Genomic DNA, 25,319 nt, shown 5'->3' on the forward strand with positions numbered 1-25,319 from the left:
ATGGCAGAGAATAAATTTTTAGATAAAATTAATTCACCGGCTGATGTCAAAAAGCTTTCCGTGCCGCAGCTGGAGCAGCTGGCTAAGGAAATCAGACAGCTTTTAATCAGTGTTATTTCGCACACCGGCGGCCATCTGGCGCCGAACCTGGGCGTGGTAGAGCTGACTTTGGCCTTGCATAAGATTTTCAATACGCCGGAAGATAAGATTATTTTCGACGTAGGTCATCAGGCCTATATCCATAAAATTATCACCGGACGCAGGGAGCAATTTCCTACGCTGCGCCAATACGGCGGTCTTTCCGGCTTCCCTAAGCGCAGCGAAAGCGAGCATGATGCCTTCGGTACCGGTCATTCCAGTACATCTATTTCCGCTGCTCTGGGCATGGCCTGCGCCCGCGATCTGCAGGGTGAGGATTATAATGTCGTAGCTGTTATCGGTGACGGTTCGATGACCGGTGGTATGGCTTTTGAGGCGTTGAACAACGCCGGTATGCTGCATAAAAAGATGATTGTCGTGCTCAACGATAACGAAATGTCTATTTCCAAAAACGTTGGTGCGATGAGTGAATATCTTTACCAGCTGCGTACAGGCGAAACCTATAATAAAATTAAAAATGATATTGAGGGTTGGCTCAAAAATATGGAATTCGGCAGTGATGTGCTGAAAGCTATCCGCCGCCTGAAGGGCAGCGTAAAATACCTGATGGTGCCGACCTCTATTTTTGAAGAGCTGGGCTTTACTTATTTGGGACCGGTTGACGGACATGATCTGGATGGCCTGCTGGATGTGCTGCAGGCTGCCAAAAAGATTGACGGACCGGTTATGGTACACGTGCTGACGAAAAAGGGCAAGGGTTACAAGCCTGCCGAAGAAAGCCCCAATAAGTTCCATGGTACCGGCCCCTTTGATATTGCTACCGGCAAAAAGATTACTAATCCGAATGCACCTGTAAGCTACACCGAGGTTTTTGGTAAAACTTTGACTAAGCTTGCCGATACTGACGATAAAATCGTTGGTATTACGGCTGCAATGCCTGACGGCACCGGCTTGAATATTTTTGCCGAGGCGCATAAGGACCATTTCTTTGATGTTGGCATTGCCGAGCAGCATGCGGTTACTGCGGCTGCAGGCATGGCTGCTGCCGGAATGAAGCCTGTAGCGGCAATTTATTCTACATTCATGCAGCGTGCTTATGACTCCATCATGCACGATATCTGCATGCAGAAGCTGCACGTAACATTGTGCCTGGACCGTGCCGGTCTTGTCGGTGATGACGGCTATACGCATCACGGCGTTTTTGACTACGCTTATCTGCGCAGTATTCCTAACATGACCATTATGGCGCCGAAGGATGAGAATGAGCTGCAGCACATGCTGAAAACAGCGCTGAATTTTGACGGACCTGTTTCCGTGCGTTATCCGCGCGGCAGCGGTGTAGGCGTTGCGCTGGATACAGAATGGCAGGATTTGCCGATTGGTAAGGCAGAGGTGTTGCGCACAGGCAAGGATGTCTGCTTCTGGGCGATTGGCAGCATGGTGCAGACTGCGCTGGATGCTGCAGACCTGCTGGAAGCGCAGGGAATCAGCGCCGGCGTTGTAAATATGCGCTTTGCCAAACCTCTGGATGTAGAACTGCTGCGTGAGCATGCGCAAAGCTACAGCAAGATTATTACTTTGGAAGAAGGCGTGCTGGCAGGCGGTGTCGGCAGTGCAATTCTCGAAGAGCTCAATGAAAATAAACTGCTGGAGCAGTGTGAAGTACGTTGCTTCGGCATTCCTGACGAATTTGTTATGCATGGCGACAAAAAGCTGCTGTTCCGTGATTTGGGACTGGATACGCCAACCATTGCTGCTAAGGCTGCAGCATTTGTAAAGGGTGAAGAAGAGTGAAAAAAGAAAGACTTGATGTTCTGTTAGTTAACCGCGGTATGTTTGAAAGCCGTGCCAAGGCGCAGGCTGCGGTTATGGCAGGACAGGTATTGGTCAATGAACAGAAAATAGATAAACCGGGTACACCGGTGGCACCGGAGGTTACTATCCGTCTGCTGGGCAACAAGCTGCCCTATGTAAGCCGCGGCGGTCTGAAGCTGGAAAAGGCTTTGCAAATTTTCCCCATCAGCGTAGATGGCAAGGTTGTTGCCGATATCGGTGCTTCTACCGGCGGTTTTACCGACTGCGCACTGCAGAACGGTGCTGCGAAGGTGTATGCGATTGACGTAGGCTACGGTCAGCTGGCATGGAAGCTGCGCAACGATGAGCGCGTAGTGAATATGGAGCGCACCAACGTACGTTATCTGGAAGCAGACAGCCTGCCCGAGCAGGTGGATGCTGCTACTATCGACGTAGCTTTTATTTCGTTGGATAAAATTTTGCCGGCGGTACACAAAATCCTCAAGCCCGAAGGCTTTGTAGTGGCTTTAATCAAGCCGCAGTTTGAAGCAGGCAAGGAAAATGTCGGCAAGAAGGGCGTTGTGCGTGATGCTGCCGTGCACGAGCAGGTTATCAATAACGTCATCAGCTTCGCCAAGGGTGAAGGCTTCGGCATTGCCGGATTGGATTTTTCTCCTATCAAGGGACCTGAGGGCAACATTGAATATTTGCTGCACCTGACGCTGGGTGACGACGATGCCGTAAGCAGCGAGCAGGTAGCACAGCTTGTAGGCCGCAGTCATGGCGACTTAGATAAGAAAGCAGAAAAGACAGAGGCATGAGATGCAAAAGAAACGTTTAGGGATTTTTCCCAACCTTGGTAAAGAAAACGTCTGCATTGCTCTGCCGGAATTTATTCAGCTCTGCAAGGACTGGGGACTTGAACCGGTGCTGCCTGTGGAGGTAGCGCAGCAGTATGGCGTAAGCAGCTATAACAAAAGTGAGCCGCAGACGCTGAAAACGCTGGACTATGGTGTCAGCCTCGGTGGTGACGGTACATTGCTGCAGATGGCGCGTCACCTTGCACCGCTCGATGTGCCTGCCTTCGGTATCAACTTCGGCAAGCTGGGATTTTTGGCAGAGATTGATTTGCAGGGGATGTATAAGGCTATCAGCCGTCTGGCACAGGGCAACTATACGCTGGAAAGCCGCAGTCTGCTGCAGGCCAGAGTTATCTGCGGCGATAAGCTGCTTGCTACTGCGCATGCGCTCAACGATTTAGTTCTGGCCAAGGGCATGTTCAGCAAGCTGGCGCACATGATGCTTTTTATCAACGGACGCTTATCCGGTAAATATGCGGCAGATGGTCTGATTATAGCAACGGCAACCGGCTCTACGGCATATTCCTTGTCTGCTGGCGGACCGCTTGTTATGCCGGAGCTTGATGTTAGTGTCATTACACCTGTCTGCGCACATTCGCTGACGAACAGAGCGCTTGTTATTCCTATGTCGGAAACAATCGAGCTTAGGCCGATTCCCGGCAGTGAGGAAATGCTGCTTTCGGCGGACGGCGAGAATGTTATTGAGGTGCCGAACGATACCAGTGTGCATATCGCCAAATCGCCTTATGAGATGAAGTTTGTAAGATTGACGCGGCGCGACTATTATCAGACTTGGCAACAGAAGCTAATGCGCAATCTATAGGCGGCGCACGATAAGGCACCGTATACGTCATCAGTGCTCCTAGGCGTAGCAGTATACGCCGTCGTCGCCCTTCTTCGTCTCCGGTACCTTCTCGTGTGCCGTGACGTGGGCGATGTGTAGGCGAACAGGGCGCGGCGCATGATAAGGCACTATCGTATACATTATCAGGGCTCCTCGACGTTGTAGTAAGTACACCATCGTTACTCTTCTTCGCTTCCGGCACCTTCTCGTGTGCCGTGACGTGGGCGATGTGTAGGCGAACAGGGCGCGGCGCATGATAAGGCACTATCGTATACGTCATCAGGGCTCCTCGACGTACAGGGCGCGGCGCATGATAAGACATAGAAATATTTTGCTTTTAGAGGTGATTGACTATGAAAATGACCAGACACGCTAAAATTAAAGAGATTATTGACAACAATAAAATTGAAACGCAGGAGGATTTGGCTTCCGCTTTACGTCATCAGGGCATTGATGTTACGCAGGCTACTGTTTCGCGTGATATCAAGGAGCTGATGCTGGTCAAGGTGCCGGATGCCAACGGACATTATCACTATGCTTATCCGAAGGAGCACAGCACGATGCTGACCATGGAGCGCTTGGAACGTACCTTCAACGATTCTATCGTAAGTGTACGTGCTTCCGACAGCATGGTGGTAATTCGCACTCTGCCTGGCACAGCGCAGGCTGTTGCCTTTGCCGTTGATTACATGAAGTGGCCGGAGATTCTTGGCTCTATTGCCGGTGATGACACCGTTTTCATTGCTCTGCCGAATAAAGAAGCCGTAATCACTTTGCTGGAACGCTTCAAGGAATACAGATAAGCGAGGCTAAGGATAATGTTGCAATCATTGCATGTTCACAATTTTGCACTGTTAGAAGACGCGCATGCTGATTTTACTCCCGGCTTTAATGTTTTTACAGGCGAAACCGGTGCCGGTAAATCTATTCTGATAGATGCCTTCGGTATGGTGCTTGGCGGACGCTCATCTGCCGATTACGTGCGCAGCGGCACTGACGGACTGTGGGTGCAGGCTGTTTTTGACGTGAGCGGTCAGCAGGAGATTAAAGCATTGCTGGCGGAGCACGGTCTGGAGCCGGAGGAGGATTTATTCCTCAAGCGTCAGATTAGCGCTGCGGGCAAGAGCCGCGCTTATATTAATGGCGTGCAGGTGCCCTTGGCTGTGCTGAAGGCTATCGGTGCGCGTTTGGTTGATATTCACGGCCAACATGAAAACCAGGCCTTACTGAAGCCGGATGCACCGCTGCATCTGACGGATGCTTTTGGCGGTCCGAAGCTGGCGCAGGCACTGCAGGAGTATAAGCAGCTTTACAGCGAGTATACTGCTGCAGTCAAGCATTTGAGCAGTCTGGAGCAGGAAAATGAGCAACAGGATTTGCTGCTGGACCGTTACGCTTGGGAAATCAAGGAGATTTCGGACGCTGCCTTAAAGCCGGGCGAGGAAGATGGCCTGGAGGCTGAGGCTCGCCTGCTGCAGAACAGTGAGCGCATTATGAAGGCTGTGGACAGCTCTTATCAGCAGCTTGATGAGGAGGACGCGATTCTTTCACGTCTGGCACGTGTGCGTGACCAGCTGCAGTATGCGGCACGCTACGACAGCCGTCTGGCACCGTTGGCAGAATGCGCCGACAGTGCCTGGATTAGTCTGGACGATTGCCGTACGGAGCTTAGCGAATATATGGCAGGCAGTGAGTTTAACGGTGAGCGTGCAGCGCAGGTACAGCAGCGGCTTGATGTGATTTACCGCCTGCAGAAGAAATACGGCGGCAGTACGCAGTCGGCGCTGGATTATTTGCAGCAGACGCAGGAAAAGCTGGAGCAGCTGCAGCAGATTGCAAAGCTCTTAGAGCAGGCGCAGAAGGCGGTAGCGGAAGCAGTTGTGCGTTTGGGACGTGCTGCCGCAGTGCTGACGCAGCTGCGTGAGGCCAGCGCGCAGGCGTTGGCGAAGCGTATTACGCAGCATATTCGTGATTTGGCGATGCCTAACGGTGTGCTGCAGATAAAGTGCGGTCAGTTGGACAAGTTTATGCCGCTGGGTCGCGATGAGCTGAAATTTATTTTCAGCGCAAATATGGGCGAGCCGCTGAATGACCTGGAAAAGGTTGCAAGCGGCGGCGAGCTGAGCCGTATTGCGTTGGCGGTAAAGACGGTGCTGATGAACAGCGGCGATGTTGCGACGATGGTATTTGACGAGATTGATACCGGTGTCGGCGGTGTTACGGCGCAGAAGATGGCGGAAAAAATTGCTGCTATTTCCAGTGTCGGCCAGGTGCTGTGTATTACGCATTTGCCGCAGATTGCTGCCTTTGCGGATAATCATATTCATATCGAAAAGCAAAGTGCCGACGGACGCACGGTAACACAGCTGACAACGCTTGATTATAACGGACGTCTGCAGGAGCTGGTGCGTATGACTGCAGGTGCAACTGCCAGCAGGGCGGCATTTGAAAGTGCTACCGAGCTTCTGCAAGGTGCGGAGCAGATAAAAAGCAGCTTAAAGCGACTGCAGGAGAAATGAGGTAAGATGATGCTGAAAAAATTTCATGAGGCAGCTTTAGATGAAATATATGTACCGGGAAGCAACGAGGAGGTCTTTAACGGCCGCCTGCTGAAGGTGCAGCGCGACCACGTAACGCTGCCGAACGGTAATGACACAACGCGTGAATATATCCGTCATCCTGGCGCAGTGGCGATTGTACCGGTGCTGCCTGACGGACGTGTGGTGTTGGTGAAACAGTGCCGTTATCCGCTTGCTACACTGCTGTGGGAAATTCCCGCAGGCAAGCTGGACCATGGTCCGGAGGAGGATCCTGCGGAATGCGCTAAGCGTGAGTTGAGTGAGGAAACAGGCTATGACGCAGAGCATTGGCAGAAGCTGATCAGCATTGCGACTACGCCGGGATTTTCTGATGAAATTATCCATTTATATAAGGCCTGGGGACTGCAAAAGTTTGCCCAGCATACCGATGAGGACGAATTCATCGGCGTGCAGGCCTTTACTCCCGCAGAGTTGCGTCGCATGGTCGCGGACGGCGAGCTGTACGATGCCAAAACCCTGTGCGCTCTTTACGCTGCAAAGGTTATCTGAACAAGTCAATCACAATAGTTATTTGAGGCTGCTGAGAAGGCAGCCTCTTTTTTCGTGCCTTAGCTTGTCAAGCAGGCGCTACTTCTTTATAATAGAAAGTAAGTGTTTAATAAATTTCTATGAGGGAGCAGATGATACAGATGAAAAAGATGCAATATGTGCTTGCTTCGCTGCTGGCGGCAAGCGTTTTTACAACTGCGGCCGAGGCTGCTAATTTTAATAATGAAGTTAAAACCCAGCAGGGTGTTGTTGCCGGTGCTTATGACGACAAGCATCAGGTAGTACAATGGTTGGGTGTTCCGTATGCGCAGCAGCCGACGGGCGCTGACCGTTGGCGTGAGGCGCAACAGGCTAAAAAGCATAAGGGAATTCTGGACTGCACCAAGGCTGCACCGGCTAATATCCAATACAACGGCAAAAAGGTGCTCGGTCAGGAGGGCATGCTGACGCTGGATATTGTGCGCCCTGATACGCAGGAAAAAAATCTGCCGGTACTGGTTTACATCCACGGCGGCAATAACCAGGCCAGCAACAGCCATCTGATGGAGGGCAACAAGCTGGCGCAGGAAGGCAACATGGTCTATGTTTCCGTGCAGTATCGCCTGGGACTTTTTGGCTTTAACAATCTGCCTGCTCTGGCAGACGGCAACAAGAAGGAAAAGAGCGGTAACTTCGGCTTCCTTGACCAGGCGGCGGCTTTGGACTGGGTACGCGACAATATTAAGGAATTCGGCGGTGACGCCAAGAATATTACTGTTTCCGGTTTTTCCGCCGGCGGACGTGATGTTATGGCGATGCTGATTTCGCCTGTTTTCAAAAATAAATTCGATAAGGCTATTTCCTTTAGCGGCGGCCTGACTGTTGCCGATGCTGCCAAGAGTCAAAAAACTATCGCGCAGAAATTAGCGCCGATGGTGGTAGAGGACGGCAAGCAAAATAATCTGATTAACGCCGAAAACTGGCTGTTGAGCGATAATGGTAAGGATAAAAAGGCTGTGCGTCAATATCTGCAGGCAATGCCGGCAGAACGTCTGGCTCCGGTGATGGCAGGCGCTGTCATCCGCATGAGCGCCTTTCCTCATCTTTACGGTGATGGCGAGGTACTGCCGGAAGAAGGCTTTGCTACGAAGCATTATTACAGCGTACCGCTGCTGATGCTGGCAAGTGCTGACGAGTTCAGCTCCTTTGCCGCACGTGATCCTTTCTTTAAGGATCGTCTTGGCTTAATCAACAACGATTATAAGACTACGAGTGAATTTAAATTTGCCAACAAATACGGCAGTGCTTTGTATGGCTTCTTCAACGGCCAGCAGTCTGCCGAGGTTTTGTATCCGCATTATAAGGCTGATATGTATGTCTGCAGCTTTGCTTTTGCCCATACTGCTGACGTTGTCGGCAAGGAATACATGGTGCGTAACGGTGCGCTGCACGGCATTTTCCAACCGTTCCTGACGGATCAGGGCTATGGCTATACCAAAAATACCGATGCCTTTGAGCAGGCAGGCTCCAAGGAGCTGAGCAAAGCATTTATTGCTTCGATTGCAGCTTTTATGCGTACCGGTAATCCTAATACTCCGGCCTTGGGAACAACGTGGCAGGCATGGAATCCCACCTACCGTCCAGAGCTTGTATTGGATGCCAACCGTCAGCATGCACGCATCAGCAGCATCAACAGCAGAGTAAGCTATGCCGGTATCTTGGCAGAGATGGCTAATGATAAGAGCGTTAATGAGCAAAGCAAAAATTATATCATTCATAATGTGCTGAACGGACGCTGGTTCAGCGATGAGCTGGATGCAAAATACGGCAACCCCAGCCTGTGGCCTAAATAAGCAGTTTTATAAGGAGCTGATTAATAATGACAGAAGAAAAAAATACTACTCCGCTTCATGGCAGCAATGTTGCCAGAGAGCAGATTCCGGCAGCCTGTAAATGGCATGTAAGCGATATATATGCCAGTGAAAAGGATTGGCAGGCGGCCTGCGAAGAATATAAAAGCAAGCTGCCGCAATTGCGGGCTATGCAGGGCAAACTGAATACTGCAGCCGCAGTCTGCGCAGCCTTAAAGCTGCAGGAAGAGCTGGCAAAACTGCTTGATAAAATTTACGCTTACGCACGCTTGCAGCAGGATGCCGATAATACCGACCAGAAGCTGCAGGCGCTCGCAGGCGAGGCCGAAGGTATGGCGGCAGCCTTCAGTAACGCTAACGCCTTTGTAGAGCCGGAAATGCTGGCCTTAGGCAAAGAAAAGCTGCTGCAGATGCTGGACGAAGAGCCTGCATTGGCAGAATACCATTTTTATATTGAAAATATGGTACGTTTATCAGACCATGTTTTGTCTGCAGATAAAGAGGCTGTTTTTGCGCAAAGCCATTTGGCAACAGGTACTGCAGCAGCGGCCTTCCGCGCACTTGTGAGTGCCGATATGCAGTTCCCGGAAATTACCGACGGCCAGGGCAATAAGGCAAACGTCAGCGAAGGCTGCTATCTGCTGAATATGACATCGCCTGACCGTGTGCTGCGTAAAAATTCCTTTACCGGCCTGATGAATACCTATCATCAATACCGCAATACCCTGGCAGCAACGCTCACAGGCTCTGCGCGCACCGGTTATTTCTATGCTACCGTGCATAATTACAAGGATACACTGGAAGCAGCGTTGGCGGAGGATAATATTCCGTCCAGTCTTTACGACGGACTGATTGATACCGTGCATGATAATTTTGCACCGCTGCATGAATACATCCAATTAAAGAAGGATGTACTTGGCGTAGATGAATTCCATTACTATGATATGTATATGCCTATTTCCAATGCAGGCGACAGCTTTGCCTGCAGCTTCCCGGAGGCCTGCGCCAAGGTTGAGGAGGCACTGGCACCGTTGGGCAAGGAATATCTGACGGCACTGCATAAAGGCATGACCGAAGGCTGGATTGACGTTTACGAAAACAAGGGCAAGCGCTCCGGCGCATATTCCTGGGGCGTGTACGGCGTGCATCCCTTTGTGCTGCTCAATTATCAGCCGCGCTACAACAGCATTTCTACCATTGCACATGAAATGGGCCATGCTATGCACAGCTATTTCAGCAGTCAGGCGCAGAGCTACGTTAATTCGGAATATACTATTTTCTGCGCTGAGGTTGCGTCCACAACGAACGAAAACCTATTGCTGGAGCATACCTTGAAGCATGCTACGGCGGAGCAGAAGATTTATCTTTTGAACCAGTTTTTGGAGGCAGTGCGCACAACGGTTTACAGACAGGTGCAGTTTGCTGAATTCGAAAGATATATTCACGGCGAAATCACTGCAGGCCGGTCCCTGCAGGCCGAAAAGCTGGAGAAATACTGGCTGCAGAGCAACAGGGATTACTATGGCCCGGCGCTGACTGTGGACAAGGAACTGGCAAGCGAATGGTCACGCATACCGCACTTCTACACGCCGTTTTATGTGTACAAGTACGCAACAGGCTACAGTGCAGCGACCGCCTTCGCCAGCGCTATTTTAAGCGGCGAAGAGGGAGCAGTGGAAAAATATCTGGGCTTCCTGCATGCGGGCGGCAGCGATTATTCTTTGAACATCCTGAAGAACGCCGGCGTGGATTTGAATACGCCGCAGCCTGTAACCGTAACCCTGCAGAAGTTTGCTGCTAAGCTCAAGGAGCTGAAGGCACTGTTGGGAAAGTAAATTAAAGTAAGATAAAAATATGTTATAATACTCCTAAAGCAGATAGTTTTTAGCTGCTTTAGGAGTTTTTTGTTTGAGGTGCAAAATGAAAAAGCGCAGGACATTGGAAGAAATTTTAGGCAGTAAGATTAATGCAGAATATAGCGAACAGCATGCTTATATCATGAAGCTTGTAGATAGTGGGCGGATAAAGCCTGTGCTTGCGTCAAAGAAAAACGGCAAGAAGCCAGCATTGTATCGGGAATATTGGGAGTTGGAGCAGAAGCAGGATTATTCAGCGTTGAAGCAGGAGCTTTTGTTTAACTTGGCTCCGCAAATTGATATAACTTATTATCAGCATAATCTTGAAGCCTATAATAAAGAACGTAAGGATGTTTTGCCGTTGAGCAGTTTCTTGCAGAACAGTGCGACGTTGCTTGCGAAGCAGGTTTCTTATAACGAGCGTAGCTTCCAAATCTGGCAAAGAGAAAAGTTTTTGCTTCAGGGAGCAGGCAAAAAAATATTGAGTCACTGCGGCCTGGAGCTTGTTGAACTCAACTGCTACAGTACTACTGAGCCCTTTGCTTATTTTGCTTCAACACGTGCCGTACCGCAAAAGCTGTTGATTATAGAAAATAAAGACACCTTTTTTAGCATGAGAAAGCATCTGCTGGCAGGAAACAGTCAGCTTTTGGGAGAAAATATAAGTACTATTATTTACGGCGCCGGCAAAAGAGTTGGCAGCTATTTTCAGGAGTTTAACGCCAGCGCTGAACCATATATGCTGGCAGACGGAAATGAGCTGTTGTACTTTGGCGATTTGGATTACGAAGGCATAGGCATTTATGAAACGCTGGCAGAAAGCTTTGCTGAGCAGGGGGAAATTAAACCGTTTATTCCTGCGTATCTGGCGATGCTGGCGAAGGCAGGCGATTATAAGCAGCTGCCGTCCACGAAAAAAGACCAGAACCGAAATCTGCAGGGAGCTTTCTTCCGTTATTTTTCCGCTGATGCGCAAGCGCAAATGCAAAGTATTTTGCAGAAGGATTTGTATATCCCGCAGGAGATTTTGACGATAAGTGATTTTTGAGGTTGATTATGCAGTACGATTTTTTGAAGGATTTTACAAGACGCATGAAATGCGTAGGCTTATATGCTCTGCTTTATGATAATAGCAGTCAGAAGTATATCTGGAAGGAACTGGGCTTTAATACTTTGGACGAGCAGCTGAATGTCATTTTTTCTGTGATGCTTTATATTATGGAGCAGTCACTGAAGGAAGAAAGCTGTACTATTGATAATATTACTGTTTTTTTGGACAGTCTTAACGAAAAGTATTATAAAAAGTCCATGAGCTATGCTGAATGCAGTGATTTTGCTAAGTTCATTGTTAATGTAGTACTGTCCAATGAAGGAAGGCCGATGTATTTTGGTGGTTATGATTATGAGCAGCAGGAGATGAAAGAGCTTCATATAAGCTACGTCAACAATCGCATTATCTATGACGAACAGGATGTGCGCCGTACCTCGTACTATCTTACAGATGATGGCTATAATCTGCTTTTGGGAACGCTGGAGGTTGAAAGTAATCTGAATCTGACGATTCAGGAGATGATATTTAAGCTGCATCTGGAAAAGCAAAGCTACGATAAGGCATTAGATGATGTAAAAAATATCTTTAACCTGATGCGTATTCAACTGCAAAAAATTCAGGCTGCTATGCTGAGGATAAGGCGCAATGCTTTGGAGTACAGTGTCAGCGAATATAGTGAGCTGCTATATGATAATCTGCAGACTATCGACCAGTCGAAGAAAAAATTCAAAGGACATCGCGATGTTGTGCAGGCACGTGTAGAGGATTTGGAGAAGCAGAATATTAGCTTAGATAGTCTGCCGCCTGATGATGTTGCCAAGCTACGTAATCTGCGTGAAATAGATAATTATTTAGGCCGTGCGATAGATGAATATCAAAAAATCTTAAATAATCATTTTGATCTTAAGGCCTTATATACAGCAGAGCTGGAAAAGGTTTCGCAAATGTCTCTGGTGCAGCGCTTTAATTTACGTGCCGACTTTTATGAGAAGCTTTTAACGAAGCCAGAATGCCTGCAGGATTTAGATATTTTTCTGCATCCGTTATTTAATAAGTACCCGGAAAAAGCCGTTAATCTGAATCTGTTTCTGGAGCTGCAAAGAGTGCGTCTGCTGGAAGCTGATTGGGAGGAAGAGGCAACTGAAAGCTTTGACGCTGCAGCTTGGGAGGCGGAGCAAAAAAGGCTGCTGGCGGAAAGACTGGCGCAGTACGAAGCAAGCCTGACTGTTATTCTGAAGTATACCCTTAGCAAAGGTCAGCTGTGTCTGTCTGAGTTGATAAAGCAGCTTAGTCAGGATGAGCGCGAGCGCTTAGTACCCAATATAGCAGTATTTAAAGAGATTATGGTAGAGCTGCTCAAGGTTCAGCAAATTGATATTACCAGCATGCGCATCGAGCGAGCAGCATTTATTCAGGAAGAGACGAAGGATTTTCGTCTGCAAAGTATGCTTTTGGATATTTTGGACAAACGTGCGCAATGGCAGAAAGTAAAAAAGCTTATAGTACATCGCCTACCAGAGGCTAATCCGGTTTTGTTGAAGCAGCTTGATGAAAATACTGGTGTTTTGAAAAATATCCGTTGTTCTGATGTCATGCTGAAGGCAGTTTGGGAGTGAAAATATGGCTTATCAGATTGAAACAATTAAGCAGTCACAAAAAATATTTTATTATTTATTAGAGCATCACGAGCTGCGGGAGGAAAAAGCACCGGAGCTACACAAGGCATATATTGAACAGGATGAAGTGCAGACGTTAGTCAAGTCGCAAGCTGATGCTGCTGATAGCCATGTAGAAACGTATGGTGGCGTTATTTATCTTATACCGGGGCAGGAAAATAATTTTTTAGGCTATTCCAAAGGACAACTGAAGAAGGAGCTTTGCCGAAGTAATGCTACCGATAAGGATTATTATCTGATCCAGTTTATTATCTTGGTGCTGTTGTTGGAGTTTTATGACGGACAAGGCAGCAGCTCAAAGACGCGCGATTTTATTCTATTGGGTGATCTGCAGAATTCCGTAACAGACAAGCTCAAGGAGGGGGCAGCGCGTTATTCGGAGGATGAGCAGGCGCAGAATGGGATGGCCTTTACTGCTATGCAACAGGCTTATGAGTCCCTACGTTCTGATGAAAAAAGAAATCGCCAGAAAACTACTAAAGAAGGTTTTCTGTTTAGCATTTTGCATTTCCTGCAGGAGCAGGGCTTGATAGATTATATTGAGCAGGATGAAATGATTAAGACAACACGCAAGCTCGATCATTTTATGGACTGGAATCTGTTGAATAAAAATAATTTTGAGCGGGTGCAGAGAATTTTAGGAGCGGAAGAAAATGAGCAAGATTAATGCTATTAGGCTGGTTAATGTAAATTATAACCATAATTCCATTCATATCAGTGATGAAACACTGCACTTTAATGGCAGAAGCACTTTGATTTCCTTGCAGAATGGTGGTGGTAAGTCCGTATTGGTGCAACTTTTGACGGCACCATTTGTACAAAAGCGTTACCGTAATCTTAATGAGCGTAGTTTTGCCAGCTATTTTACTACATCTAAACCATCTTTTATTATGGTGGAATGGGTATTGGAGGATGACGCCGGTTACTGCCTTACAGGAATGATGGTGCGTAAGAGCCAGAATATTGATAACGAAGAGGAGCTGGAGCTGATAAATTTTATCAGCGAGTATACCGAGCCATGTGAGCAGGATATAAATCACCTGCCTGTTGTCGAGAGTGATAAAAAGGAGCTCAGAATTAAAAGCTTCAATGCTTGTCACAAGATGTTTGATGAGTATAAAAAGGAAAGAATAAACAAGTTTTTTTGCTATGATATGAACAACTCTGCGCAAAGCAGGCAGTACTTTGCTAAGCTTGCAGAATATGGTATAGATTATCGCGAATGGCAGAATATTATTAAGAAAATCAACGAAGAGGAGTCTGGCCTTTCTAAGCTGTTTGCTGAATGCAAGGATGAGAAGGGCCTAGTAGAAAAATGGTTCCTTGATGCTGTGGAAAATAAGCTGAATAAAGGCAACAACAGGATGCAGGAGTTCCGTAATATCCTGGAAAAATATATTGCTACTTATAACGAAAACTCTAATAAAATCAAACAGCAGGAAAAGCTTACTGCATTTCAGCAGGAGGCAGCACCTATTTTAGCATTTGGCAATGAGTATGAGGCTTCTTCCTCTGCTGTTGCTGTTAAGCTGAACAAAATTTATGAGTGCCTGGCCGAGCTTAGCCGGTTCGCTGCTAAAAATGAAACGGAAATTGCTATTTGTAATGCTGAACTGGAGGCTTTAGGCAAACAATTGGTGCATTTGCTGCATGAAGAGTTTTCCAGTAAGTTTTATTATGCAGAAGATAAAAAAGAAGCGTTAATCGTACTAAAAGAAGATAATGAACAGCAAAGCAGTCAACTGGAAGAACAGTCACAATTATGGGAAAGACGGCGGCATATTCTGGATTGTGCGGAAATTCAGGAGCGCTTAAATGAAGATGTGTTGGAATTACAAAGAGTAGAGCAGAGAGTTGCTGTTTCCCGTAAAAAGAATAAGGACCTTGAGCCGGAACGCGAATATATTGGCTATTTGCTGAAAGAATATATTGAGCAGGAGCTGCAAAAGACGCGGGGGCACTTTCAGCAGGAAGAGAGTGATAAAAAGGCTTGTCTTGATTTACAAAAACAAGCCAAACAAGAACTATCAGAGCTAATCAGCAGGTTGAATGAGCTGCATACTACGCAGGGACGTCTTCAAGGCTTAGTGCAGGCTTATGATGATGCTGAGGAAAGCTATAATAAAAAGTGGGAACATGGTGCTGCTGGGTTGCAGCGTAATATGCTGGGCGAATATGAGGCCGGTGCGTTAAAGGTTATGGCAGAAAAGCTGGTAGCTGATGAGCAGGAAGCTAGTGATAGGCAGAAACAGCAGCAGCAGAATTTAAGTGGCCTAAAAACTGCGTTTAGTGACTTGGAGCGTAGCTTACAGAATTGCTCAAAAGAAAGGGGAAGTAAAGAGCAACTCTTAGTTGAGCGTACCCAGGTTAAAAAACAGCTTGATGAACAGCTTGCAAAACGAAAAACATTGCTGCAATATCTTCAGCTTGACGAGATATATCTTTTTGATAAAGGATATATTCAAAAAGAGCTGTCCAAAAAGCTTTGGGAAATGGATGAAGCCAGAACAAAGCTGTTGAATGAATTAAATGCGGTACAGAAAAAGTATCAGGGATTGCAGACTGGCAAAATCTTGGAGCTGTCAGATGAACTGGTGCAGATGCTGGAGCGTTTAGGTATAAATATTGTATATGGCATGGAATGGCTGAAAAATAATAAAAACAGTGAGGAATTGAACCTGGAGTTAGTAAAACAGCATCCGTTCTTACCGTATGCTTTGATTATGACCAGCAAAGATATAGAAATACTGCAAAGGGCTGAAAAAAATATTTATACTTCTTTTCCGGTGCCAATTATTTTACGCGAAAGCTTAGCGCAAGCTACACAGACAAAGGTCGATAATGGTGTCCTTAAAAGTGCAGATGTGAATTTCTTCATGCTATTTAACGATAATCTGCTAAACGAAGAGAAACTGCAGCGTCTGCTGGCTGAATTGAAGGCAGAACTGCAGAAGATTGAACAGGAGCTTCAGCAGAGAAAAGATGAGTATGATTTTTACAGGACGAAATATAGCGAGCTACAGGACCAGAGCCTTAGCAAAGAAAGTTATGAGAGGCTTAAGGATGAGCTACTTTCTTTACAGGAGGCAATTGCCAAGCTGCAGAAGCGGGAGGAGCATCTGCGGGCAGAAAAAGCTGATAATTTACTGGAGCAGGAAAAGCTTAGCCAGGATTTAATAGAAACAGGCCGGCTAATAGAGAAGCTACAATTGCATCAGGAAGCATTGCAGCAGCTGACGGAAAAATATCAACAATATCTGCTTGATAATAGCCAGCTATATGAATGTAGTAATGCTTTGGCTAAAGCAGAAAATGCAAAGAATAGCTTGGACGATAAGCTTGAAAAATTGCAAAATAAGCTGGAGTGGCAAATAAAAATTCTTGCGGATCTTTCAGGTAATATGAAAGATCTGAATGATGAATTGGCTCAATATGCAGGCTATAAGCAGGTGCCTAAGCCAAAAAATTTTGCTGATGACATTGCGCAGAATGTTAATACATTAAAAGCGTATCTTAAGAGTATTCAGGAAAAGCTTTTCGGAGAATTAAGAGCGCTTGAGGATAATAGAGCAAATCTTGCAAAGAAAGTGCAAAAGGTTGAACAAAAGCTGCGAGATAGAGCAAATCGTTTTGGACTTGAAAGTAAAGACTGGGTGAATGAACGTTATAGCGAAGCTAAAATGCAGGAGCTGGATGCAAAGCAGAAGCAGCTGACTCAAGATAAGAAAAAGCTTGGAGATGCACGTATAGATATTGAAAAAAGATTAACCCAGGTGCAGGGGGAGCAAAATAATATTCTCAGACAGATGGAAGAAAAATGCCATGCTGTTGAGCCTTTGCCTAAGGATGAAGTTGTTGAGAAAAATTTTGCAGAAGAGAAAAATATGCTTCAGTATAAGCGCACTCTAAAGGAAGGGTTGCAAAAATCCTTGGGAGAACAGGAGCAGAATATTAGGGAGAATATTGTTGGCTTGGCTGAATATAGTGAAGGAGCGACAAATGTAGAGTGGTGTGAAAGCTTTAATTTGGAGGATTTTTCACAAGAAGAGCTCTCGAGTTATACGTTATCGTTGAGAAAAGAATATAAGACTGCTCAGGTGCAGGAAGATGAGGCGAAACGAAAGCTGGAGCAGGCTCTAATCAGGTTGCGCAATGTAGAAGCTTTTCAAGAGGATTCCTATAAAAAATGTATAGATATGCTGCAGGAGCTTACAAGCGATGCGCAGATCTTTGTAAAGCAGCTTAATGCTGTTTTAGAGTCCTATGTCAGAATATCTGAAAAGCTGCAGGTTGATATTGCTATAGTTAAGCAGGAAAAAGAACAAATCATTACTCAGTTAGAGGATTATCTTAAGGAAGTTCACAAGCAATTAGGATATATTGATCGCAATTCTAGCATTCAAATTCGTGGTCATTATGTAAAAATGCTCAAATTGCAGCTTCCTGACTGGGAGGAAAGCGCTAATATTTATCATCGTAGTATTACAGATTTAGTAGATACAATAGCGGAAAAAGGATTGGCAAAATTAAGCAAAGGTGAACCCCTCGCTGAACTGCTTGGTAAGCTGTTGACTACCAAAGAACTTTTCGATGCCGTTGTTGGTATTAATAATGTTCATGTGCAGATGTTCAAGGTTGAGGCGCAACGTGAAATACAGATTTCCTGGCGTGACGTAGCACGTAATTCCGGTGGCGAGGGCTTTTTATCAGCATTTGTTATTCTTTCGAGCCTTTTGTATTACATGCGTCGTGATGATGCAGACGTTTATGCAGACCGCAATGAAGGTAAGGTACTAATGATGGATAATCCGTTTGCTCAGACTAATGCAGCGCATCTGCTTACGCCGTTAATGGAGATGGCAGCAAAGAATAACACTCAGCTGATATCCTTTACCGGACTTGGTGGTGAGTCAATTTATAATTGCTATGACAACATCTATGTTATAAACTTGATTTCGTCTAAGCTGAATAATATTTCTTATTTGAAGAGCAAGCATATTGCCGGTAATGATGGGGAGTTCCTGAGTTTGGCGCGTGTTGAGGTGACTGATGAAGGGCAGATGGATAGTCTGTTCTAAGAGGTATTTTGACAGTATGTAATCCTCTATAAGAAATTTTAAATAAGGCTATTGACAAAGCTTTAAGAAACGAGTATAATTACTATTGTTCCGAGTGATTGGAACTTATGCCGAAGTGGCGGAATTGGCAGACGCACTTGACTCAAAATCAAGCGGGTTCACGCTCGTGCCGGTTCGAGTCCGGCCTTCGGCACCAGTAAATTTAGGCTCTACAATTTCGGTTGTAGAGCTTTTTCTGTATTTGTGGTTAAAAATTTGAGGAGCAAGGAAATGCAAGTAGTATTAAGCGCAATTAACAGTAAATACATCCATACCGGCCTTGGCTTGCGCTATGTCGGCGAATATGCCAAAGCGCAGGGGCATGAGGTAACATTAATAGAAGAAACAATCAACACGCCGATTTTGGCGGTGTTGGAAAAAATCATGGCTGTACCGGCACAGGTCTACGGCTTTTCGGTACATATCTGGAACAAACCGTTCGTATTTAAGCTGATACGTATGCTGCGCAAGCTGCGTCCGCAGGCTGCAATCGTGATTGGTGGTCCTGAAGTAGCGTTCGATGCAGAGAGAATCTTTGCGGAACTGCCGCAGGCAGACTATATCGTGCAGGGTGAGGGCGAGCTGGTATTCAGCGAGCTGCTGCAGTATTTGGCTGACGGTGGCGCTGTTCCTCAGCATATTGCGTATCGCGAAGGGGAGCAGGTGAACCTGAACGGCGGCATCACCGTAATAGAGGATATGTCGCTGTTGCCGTTTCCGTATCCTGATCTGGAAAAAATGCTGGCAGAACATAAGATAGTATATTACGAATGCACGCGTGGCTGTCCTTTTAACTGCGCTTACTGTCTGTCCGGCATTTCACGTTCTGTGCGCAAGCGTCCGCTGGAGCTTGTGCTGCGCGATTTGGACAGATTTATTGCTGCAGGCGTGCCGTTGGTGAAGTTTGTCGACCGTACATATAATTTGGATGAAAAATACTTTCTTCCGATGATGCAGCATCTGGCGCAGGCTGATACAAATGTTACCTTTCACTTTGAAATTAAGGCCGATATACTGTCAGAGCGCGTTATGGATTTTCTGGCGACGGTGCCGAAGGGACGCTTCCAGCTGGAAATCGGCATTCAGAGCACGCATCAGACAACATTAAAAGCTATCAATAGACAGGATAACTGGGAGAAGCTGGCAGCAAATGTTAAGCGTCTGCTGTCCTTCGGTAATATGCATATCCATGTGGATTTGATTGCCGGCCTGCCTTATGAGGATTTGCCGACCTTTGCTAAATCCTTTGATGATGTTTACGGTTTGGGTGCGGATATGCTGCAGCTGGGATTTTTGAAAGTTCTGCCGGGTACGCAGATGCGCAGGGAAACAGAGCAGCATGATTTGCGTTATATGGACGAACCGCCTTATGAAATTTTGGCGACTAAGTATATGCCATATGAGGATATGCTGTATTTGAAGCACTTAGATAATATTCTGGACCAGACGGCCAACAGCGGCGGCTTTAAGTATACGCTGAGGGCATTGCTGCGTGCTTCCGGCATGACAGCATTTGCCTTTTACAGAAAGCTGACGCAGTGGTGGATGAAGGCAGGCTTCTATCCGCAGACACATAACGCCAAGGGTGTAGCAGCTATCTTAAAGCAATTTATAGAAGAAAATTATGCTGATAAGCAGGCGGAATTGCTGGAGATTCTGCGCTTTGACGTGTTCTGTGAGATACCTCAATGGCGTCCGGAGTGGCTGAAGTGGCAGACAGAAGCAATTTTTGAGACAGTTTCTGCGTTTTGGCGTGATGAGGAAAAGGTGCGCCGATATATTCCTGCATATAAGTTCAGCAGCTGGCGCCAAATCCATAAGCTGTATCCGATTGAATTGTTTAAAGCAGACTGGGAGACCGGTAATACAGAAGAAATTTTTGTGATGCTGGATAACAGCGGCGAGCAACAGAAGCTGATTAAGCTGCCGATAGAAGAAAAATAGAATAGAATCAGTACAAAAAATCGAGCTGGCGAAAGAAAAAATTCTTGCGTCGGCTCGTTTTTTTTGGAGAAATTTACGCGTTTTTTACCGTTTTTCAGTAGAAATTTTAACTTTTTTTGAGATTTTTCGAAGAAAATTTAGGTGCTTTAAAGCGTGTATACATGATACTTCTTTTGAATACTGAGCCACGTGTATCACGAAAAAATGTTAAAAAAGTAACAAAAAAGGTGTTGACATAATGCAGGTCACATGGTATTATATACAAGTCGACGCGATACGGCAACAAAACAAAAGCCAAAATCGCTAGGCACTGAACCTTGAAAACTGAACATAAACCTAGAAAAAAGCGAATGTGCGGGTCGAGCGTGAAAACGCAAGACCAAGTCAAATAACTTCTTTTTTAAATAATAAGAGCTAGATTAGTTCTTCAATAAACTTTATTGGAGAGTTTGATCCTGGCTCAGGACGAACGCTGGCGGCATGCCTAACACATGCAAGTCGAACGGAGATTATTTCGATAATCTTAGTGGCGAACGGGTGAGTAACGCGTGGGCAACCTGCCCTCTAGATGGGGACAACATCCCGAAAGGGGTGCTAATACCGAATGTGACAGCAATCTCGCATGAGGATGCTGTGAAAGATGGCCTCTATTTATAAGCTATCGCTAGAGGATGGGCCTGCGTCTGATTAGCTAGTTGGTGGGGTAACGGCCTACCAAGGCGATGATCAGTAGCCGGTCTGAGAGGATGAACGGCCACATTGGGACTGAGACACGGCCCAGACTCCTACGGGAGGCAGCAGTGGGGAATCTTCCGCAATGGGCGAAAGCCTGACGGAGCAATGCCGCGTGAGTGATGAAGGAATTCGTTCCGTAAAGCTCTTTTGTTTATGACGAATGTGCAGGTTGTGAATAATGACTTGTAATGACGGTAGTAAACGAATAAGCCACGGCTAACTACGTGCCAGCAGCCGCGGTAATACGTAGGTGGCGAGCGTTGTCCGGAATTATTGGGCGTAAAGAGCATGTAGGCGGTTTTTTAAGTCTGGAGTGAAAATGCGGGGCTCAACCCCGTATGGCTCTGGATACTGGAAGACTTGAGTGCAGGAGAGGAAAGGGGAATTCCCAGTGTAGCGGTGAAATGCGTAGATATTGGGAGGAACACCAGTGGCGAAGGCGCCTTTCTGGACTGTGTCTGACGCTGAGATGCGAAAGCCAGGGTAGCGAACGGGATTAGATACCCCGGTAGTCCTGGCCGTAAACGATGGGTACTAGGTGTAGGAGGTATCGACCCCTTCTGTGCCGGAGTTAACGCAATAAGTACCCCGCCTGGGGAGTACGTCCGCAAGGATGAAACTCAAAGGAATTGACGGGGGCCCGCACAAGCGGTGGAGTATGTGGTTTAATTCGACGCAACGCGAAGAACCTTACCAAGGCTTGACATTGATTGACCGCTCCAGAGATGGAGCTTTCCCTTCGGGGACATGAAAACAGGTGGTGCATGGCTGTCGTCAGCTCGTGTCGTGAGATGTTGGGTTAAGTCCCGCAACGAGCGCAACCCCTATCCTATGTTACCAGCGGGTAATGCCGGGGACTCATAGGAGACTGCCAAGGACAACTTGGAGGAAGGCGGGGATGACGTCAAGTCATCATGCCCCTTATGTCTTGGGCTACACACGTACTACAATGGTCGGCAACAGAGGGAAGCGAAGCCGTGAGGCAGAGCAAACCCCAGAAACCCGATCTCAGTTCGGATTGCAGGCTGCAACTCGCCTGCATGAAGTCGGAATCGCTAGTAATCGCAGGTCAGCATACTGCGGTGAATACGTTCCCGGGCCTTGTACACACCGCCCGTCACACCACGAAAGTTGGTAACACCCGAAGCCGGTGGGGTAACCGTAAGGAGCCAGCCGTCTAAGGTGGGGCCGATGATTGGGGTGAAGTCGTAACAAGGTAGCCGTATCGGAAGGTGCGGCTGGATCACCTCCTTTCTATGGAGTACACGAACGAGGAAACTTGTTCGTACGACAAGTCGACGCACATTCGCTTAGGATGATGTTTAGTTTTGAAGGTCCAAAAAACCTTCTATTGTACCTTGAAAACTTCAAACAGAAGAATACAAAGTCCTTGTTATTGATGAGATGACAAGGCACCTCTAATCAATGCGAAAGCAAAGAGAATGAGTTAACGAGATCTAGGAACGCAAAGTTCTTAGTAAGCTGAAAAAGTCAAGCTACTAAGGGCATACGGCGGATGCCTAGGCGCCATCAGCCGATGAAGGACGCGGTAAGCTGCGAAAAGCTACGGGGAACTGCAAGCAAGTATTGATCCGTAGATGTCCGAATGGGGAAACCCACCTGCCGTCATGGGCAGGTATCCGAAAGGAAGGGAACCCGGGGAACTGAAACATCTAAGTACCCGGAGGAAGAGAAATCAAACGAGATGCCCACAGTAGCGGCGAGCGAAGAGGGCAGAGGGCAAACCGGTGAGCTACGGCTCGCCGGGGTTGAGGACTGCATTTAGTCTCAATGGTTTATCCGAACTACCTGGAAAGGTAGGCAAAACAGTGTAAAAGCCACGTAGGTTAAAGGCCAGAGAGATGAGCAGTATCCAGAGTACCACGAGGCACGAGGAATCTTGTGGGAAGCCGGGGGGACCACCCTCCAACCCTAAACACTGAATGGCGACCGATAGCGCATAGTACCGTGAGGGAAAGGTGAAAAGAACCCCGGGAGGGGAGTGAAAGAGAACCTGAAACCGTATGTCTACAAGCAGTCGGAGCGAAAGCGACGGCGTGCCTATTGAAGAATGAACCAACGAGTTACGTGCACTAGCGAGGTTAAGTGGAAGACACGGAGCCGAAGCGAAAGCGAGTCTTAATAGGGCGGATAGTTAGTGTACGTAGACCCGAAACCGCAGTGATCTACCCATGTCCAGGTTGAAGCGCAGGTAAAATTGCGTGGAGGACCGAACCTGTGAGCGTTGAAAAGCTTTAGGATGAGATGTGGGTAGAGGTGAAATTCCAATCGAACGCGGAGATAGCTGGTTCTCCCCGAAATAGCTTTAGGGCTAGCCTCAAGTAGTAAGTATAGGCGGTAGAGCACTGATCGGGCTAGGGGCCATAAAGGTTACCGAACCCTGTCAAACTCCGAATGGTTATACTGTAGAGCTTGGGAGTCAGACTACGAGTGATAAGATCCGTGGTCAAAAGGGAAACAGCCCAGACCACCAGCTAAGGTCCCTAATGTCGTACTAAGTGGAAAAGGATGTGGGGTCTCTAAAACAACCAGGATGTTGGCTTAGAAGCAGCCACCATTTAAAGAGTGCGTAATAGCTCACTGGTCGAGAGACCCTGCGCCGAAGATTACCGGGGCTAAAGTACGAAACCGAAGCTGTGGCTACGACGTAAGTCGTGGGGTAGGGGAGCGTTCTGTGAGGGCTGAAGTCGTTCTGTAAGGAACGGTGGACTTCACAGAAGTGAGAATGTTGGTATGAGTAGCGAAAAGAATGGTGAGAATCCATTCCACCGAAAGCATAAGGATTCCTGGGCAACGATCGTCGTTCCAGGGTAAGTCGGGACCTAATCCGAGGCATGGAGCGTAGGAGATGGACAACTGGCAGATATTCCAGTACCGGTAATGATTGTTTGAGCGATGGAGTGACACAGGAGGGCAGGCAGGCAGGAGATTGGTTGTTCCTGTACAAGCGTGTAGGATGGGTTGCAGGCAAATCCGCAACCTGTGAGTCTGAGGCGTGATGTGGAGGTTCCGGAAACGGAACTGAAGCTGCTGACCCCACACTGTCGAGAAAAGCTTCTAGTTAGAGAATTACCGCCCGTACCGTAAACCGACACAGGTATGCGGGGAGAGAATCCTAAGGTGCGCGGGAGAACCCTCGTTAAGGAACTCGGCAAAATGTACCCGTAACTTCGGGATAAGGGTAGCCGCTGTTGTGAAGTCTGTACAGATGGAGCATAAGGCGGTCGCAGAGAAGAGGCCCAAGCGACTGTTTACCACAAACACAGGTGCCTGCTAAAGAGAAATCTGACGTATAGGTGCTGACACCTGCCCAGTGCCGGAAGGTTAAGGAAGGATGTCCGGAGCAATCCAAAGCATTCGACCGAAGCCCCGGTGAACGGCGGCCGTAACTATAACGGTCCTAAGGTAGCGAAATTCCTTGTCGGGTAAGTTCCGACCCGCACGAAAGGTGTAACGATTTGGGCACTGTCTCAACGAGGGACCCGGTGAAATTGAAGTACCTGTGAAGATGCAGGTTACCCGCGACTGGACAGAAAGACCCCATGGAGCTTTACTGTAACCTGACATTGGGTTCTGATACATCACGTACAGGATAGGTGGGAGGCATGGAAGCGAGGACGCTAGTCTTCGTGGAGCCGCCGTTGGGATACCACCCTTGATGTATCGGAATTCTAACCGTAGGAGTAACGAAACTCGGGACAGTGTCAGGCGGGCAGTTTGACTGGGGCGGTCGCCTCCCAAAGAGTAACGGAGGCGCCCAAAGGTTCCCTCAGCGCGGCCGGAAATCGCGCGAAGAGTGTAAAGGCAGAAGGGAGCTTGACTGAGAGCCAAACACGGCGATCAGGTACGAAAGTAGGGCTTAGTGATCCGGTGGCATCCAAGTGGAAGGGCCATCGCTCAACGGATAAAAGCTACCCTGGGGATAACAGGCTAATCTCTCCCAAGAGTCCATATCGACGGGGAGGTTTGGCACCTCGATGTCGGCTCATCACATCCTGGGGCTGAAGTCGGTCCCAAGGGTTGGGCTGTTCGCCCATTAAAGTGGTACGTGAGCTGGGTTCAGAACGTCGTGAGACAGTTCGGTCCCTATCCATCGCGGGCGCAAGAGATTTGAAGGGGGCTGCTCCTAGTACGAGAGGACCGGAGTGGACGAACCAATGGTGTACCAATTATCTCGCCAGAGGTATAGTTGGGTAGCTACGTTCGGAAAGGATAAACGCTGAAAGCATCTAAGCGTGAAACCAGCCTTAAGATGAGATCTCTCATAGAGTAATCTAGTAAGACACCTTGGAGAAGACGAGGTTGATAGGTCGGGAGTGTAAGTACAGTAATGTATTCAGCGGACCGATACTAATATGTCGAGGGCTTGACTTAAGAAGTAAG

12 protein-coding genes, 1 tRNA gene, 2 rRNA genes and 1 pseudogene are annotated in these 25,319 nt (G+C 47.4%); all 16 read left to right on the top strand.

The features are described 5' to 3' along the window. The 16 genes and pseudogenes from dxs (at window position 1) to KAH19_RS09425 (ending at window position 25,310) form a co-directional block, all read left to right on the top strand. A complete protein-coding gene (gene dxs, locus KAH19_RS09350; RefSeq protein ID WP_210684374.1) occupies window positions 1-1,893 on the top strand; it encodes a 1-deoxy-D-xylulose-5-phosphate synthase in 1,893 nt (630 codons plus the stop codon). Further along, window positions 1,890-2,714 carry a TlyA family RNA methyltransferase gene (locus tag KAH19_RS09355; protein ID WP_210684375.1) on the top strand — a complete coding sequence of 275 codons (825 nt, stop codon included), beginning with the start codon at window positions 1,890-1,892 and terminating at the stop codon, window positions 2,712-2,714. Before dxs ends, KAH19_RS09355 begins: the two co-directional genes overlap by 4 nt. Window position 2,715: 1 nt before the next feature. Then, window positions 2,716-3,576: an NAD(+)/NADH kinase gene (locus tag KAH19_RS09360; RefSeq protein WP_210684376.1), complete on the top strand. Its 861-nt coding sequence runs from the start codon at window positions 2,716-2,718 to the stop codon at window positions 3,574-3,576. Window positions 3,577-3,950: 374 nt separating this feature from the next. Then, on the top strand, window positions 3,951-4,400 hold the full coding sequence (gene argR, locus KAH19_RS09365) for an arginine repressor (RefSeq protein ID WP_210684377.1): 450 nt from the start codon (window positions 3,951-3,953) through the stop codon (window positions 4,398-4,400). Window positions 4,401-4,415: 15 nt separating this feature from the next. Further along, window positions 4,416-6,116 carry a DNA repair protein RecN gene (gene recN / locus KAH19_RS09370; protein ID WP_210684378.1) on the top strand — a complete coding sequence of 567 codons (1,701 nt, stop codon included), beginning with the start codon at window positions 4,416-4,418 and terminating at the stop codon, window positions 6,114-6,116. A gap of 9 nt (window positions 6,117-6,125) precedes the next feature. Further along, entirely contained in the window at window positions 6,126-6,686 is a 561-nt protein-coding gene (locus tag KAH19_RS09375) for an NUDIX domain-containing protein (protein ID WP_210685535.1), read from the top strand. A 149-nt stretch (window positions 6,687-6,835) separates the two neighbouring features. Further along, a pseudogene (locus KAH19_RS11115) lies at window positions 6,836-7,876 on the top strand (carboxylesterase family protein); the annotation flags it as partial. Window positions 7,877-8,544: 668 nt separating this feature from the next. Next, a complete protein-coding gene (gene pepF, locus KAH19_RS09385) occupies window positions 8,545-10,371 on the top strand; it encodes an oligoendopeptidase F (protein WP_210684380.1) in 1,827 nt (608 codons plus the stop codon). Window positions 10,372-10,456: 85 nt separating this feature from the next. After that, window positions 10,457-11,440: a Wadjet anti-phage system protein JetD domain-containing protein gene (locus tag KAH19_RS09390; RefSeq protein WP_210684381.1), complete on the top strand. Its 984-nt coding sequence runs from the start codon at window positions 10,457-10,459 to the stop codon at window positions 11,438-11,440. 8 nt (window positions 11,441-11,448) lie between these two features. Next, the gene (locus KAH19_RS09395; protein ID WP_210684382.1) at window positions 11,449-13,059 is read left to right on the top strand and encodes a hypothetical protein; all 1,611 of its coding nucleotides are present in this window, start codon (window positions 11,449-11,451) and stop codon (window positions 13,057-13,059) included. A 4-nt stretch (window positions 13,060-13,063) separates the two neighbouring features. Next, window positions 13,064-13,786, top strand: coding sequence for a DUF6063 family protein (locus KAH19_RS09400; RefSeq protein ID WP_210684383.1), 723 nt, complete (start codon window positions 13,064-13,066; stop codon window positions 13,784-13,786). Beyond that, a complete protein-coding gene (locus tag KAH19_RS09405; protein ID WP_210684384.1) occupies window positions 13,773-18,197 on the top strand; it encodes a hypothetical protein in 4,425 nt (1,474 codons plus the stop codon). The genes KAH19_RS09400 and KAH19_RS09405 overlap by 14 nt, the downstream gene beginning before the upstream one ends. Window positions 18,198-18,306: 109 nt before the next feature. After that, window positions 18,307-18,393, top strand: a tRNA-Leu gene (locus KAH19_RS09410). Between the two features lie 74 nt (window positions 18,394-18,467). Next, on the top strand, window positions 18,468-20,180 hold the full coding sequence (locus tag KAH19_RS09415; RefSeq protein ID WP_210684385.1) for a B12-binding domain-containing radical SAM protein: 1,713 nt from the start codon (window positions 18,468-18,470) through the stop codon (window positions 20,178-20,180). 437 nt (window positions 20,181-20,617) lie between these two features. After that, window positions 20,618-22,169 (top strand): 16S ribosomal RNA (locus tag KAH19_RS09420). A 235-nt stretch (window positions 22,170-22,404) separates the two neighbouring features. Continuing rightward, window positions 22,405-25,310, top strand: a 23S ribosomal RNA gene (locus tag KAH19_RS09425). Together the 16S and 23S rRNA genes form the textbook arrangement of a ribosomal RNA operon. Window positions 25,311-25,319 lie beyond the last annotated feature (9 nt).

The organism is Phascolarctobacterium sp. Marseille-Q4147, from assembly GCF_017968825.1.
Classification (GTDB): Bacteria; Bacillota; Negativicutes; order Acidaminococcales; family Acidaminococcaceae; genus Phascolarctobacterium_A.

Coding starts and splice junctions, on each gene's coding strand:
- recN (WP_210684378.1), top strand. CDS start 4,416: ATGTTGCAATCATTGCATGTTCACAATTTTGCACTGTTAGAAGACGCG.
- KAH19_RS09375 (WP_210685535.1), top strand. CDS start 6,126: ATGCTGAAAAAATTTCATGAGGCAGCTTTAGATGAAATATATGTACCG.
- KAH19_RS09400 (WP_210684383.1), top strand. CDS start 13,064: ATGGCTTATCAGATTGAAACAATTAAGCAGTCACAAAAAATATTTTAT.
- KAH19_RS09395 (WP_210684382.1), top strand. CDS start 11,449: ATGCAGTACGATTTTTTGAAGGATTTTACAAGACGCATGAAATGCGTA.
- KAH19_RS09390 (WP_210684381.1), top strand. CDS start 10,457: ATGAAAAAGCGCAGGACATTGGAAGAAATTTTAGGCAGTAAGATTAAT.
- argR (WP_210684377.1), top strand. CDS start 3,951: ATGAAAATGACCAGACACGCTAAAATTAAAGAGATTATTGACAACAAT.
- KAH19_RS09415 (WP_210684385.1), top strand. CDS start 18,468: ATGCAAGTAGTATTAAGCGCAATTAACAGTAAATACATCCATACCGGC.
- KAH19_RS09360 (WP_210684376.1), top strand. CDS start 2,716: ATGCAAAAGAAACGTTTAGGGATTTTTCCCAACCTTGGTAAAGAAAAC.
- dxs (WP_210684374.1), top strand. CDS start 1: ATGGCAGAGAATAAATTTTTAGATAAAATTAATTCACCGGCTGATGTC.
- KAH19_RS09405 (WP_210684384.1), top strand. CDS start 13,773: ATGAGCAAGATTAATGCTATTAGGCTGGTTAATGTAAATTATAACCAT.
- pepF (WP_210684380.1), top strand. CDS start 8,545: ATGACAGAAGAAAAAAATACTACTCCGCTTCATGGCAGCAATGTTGCC.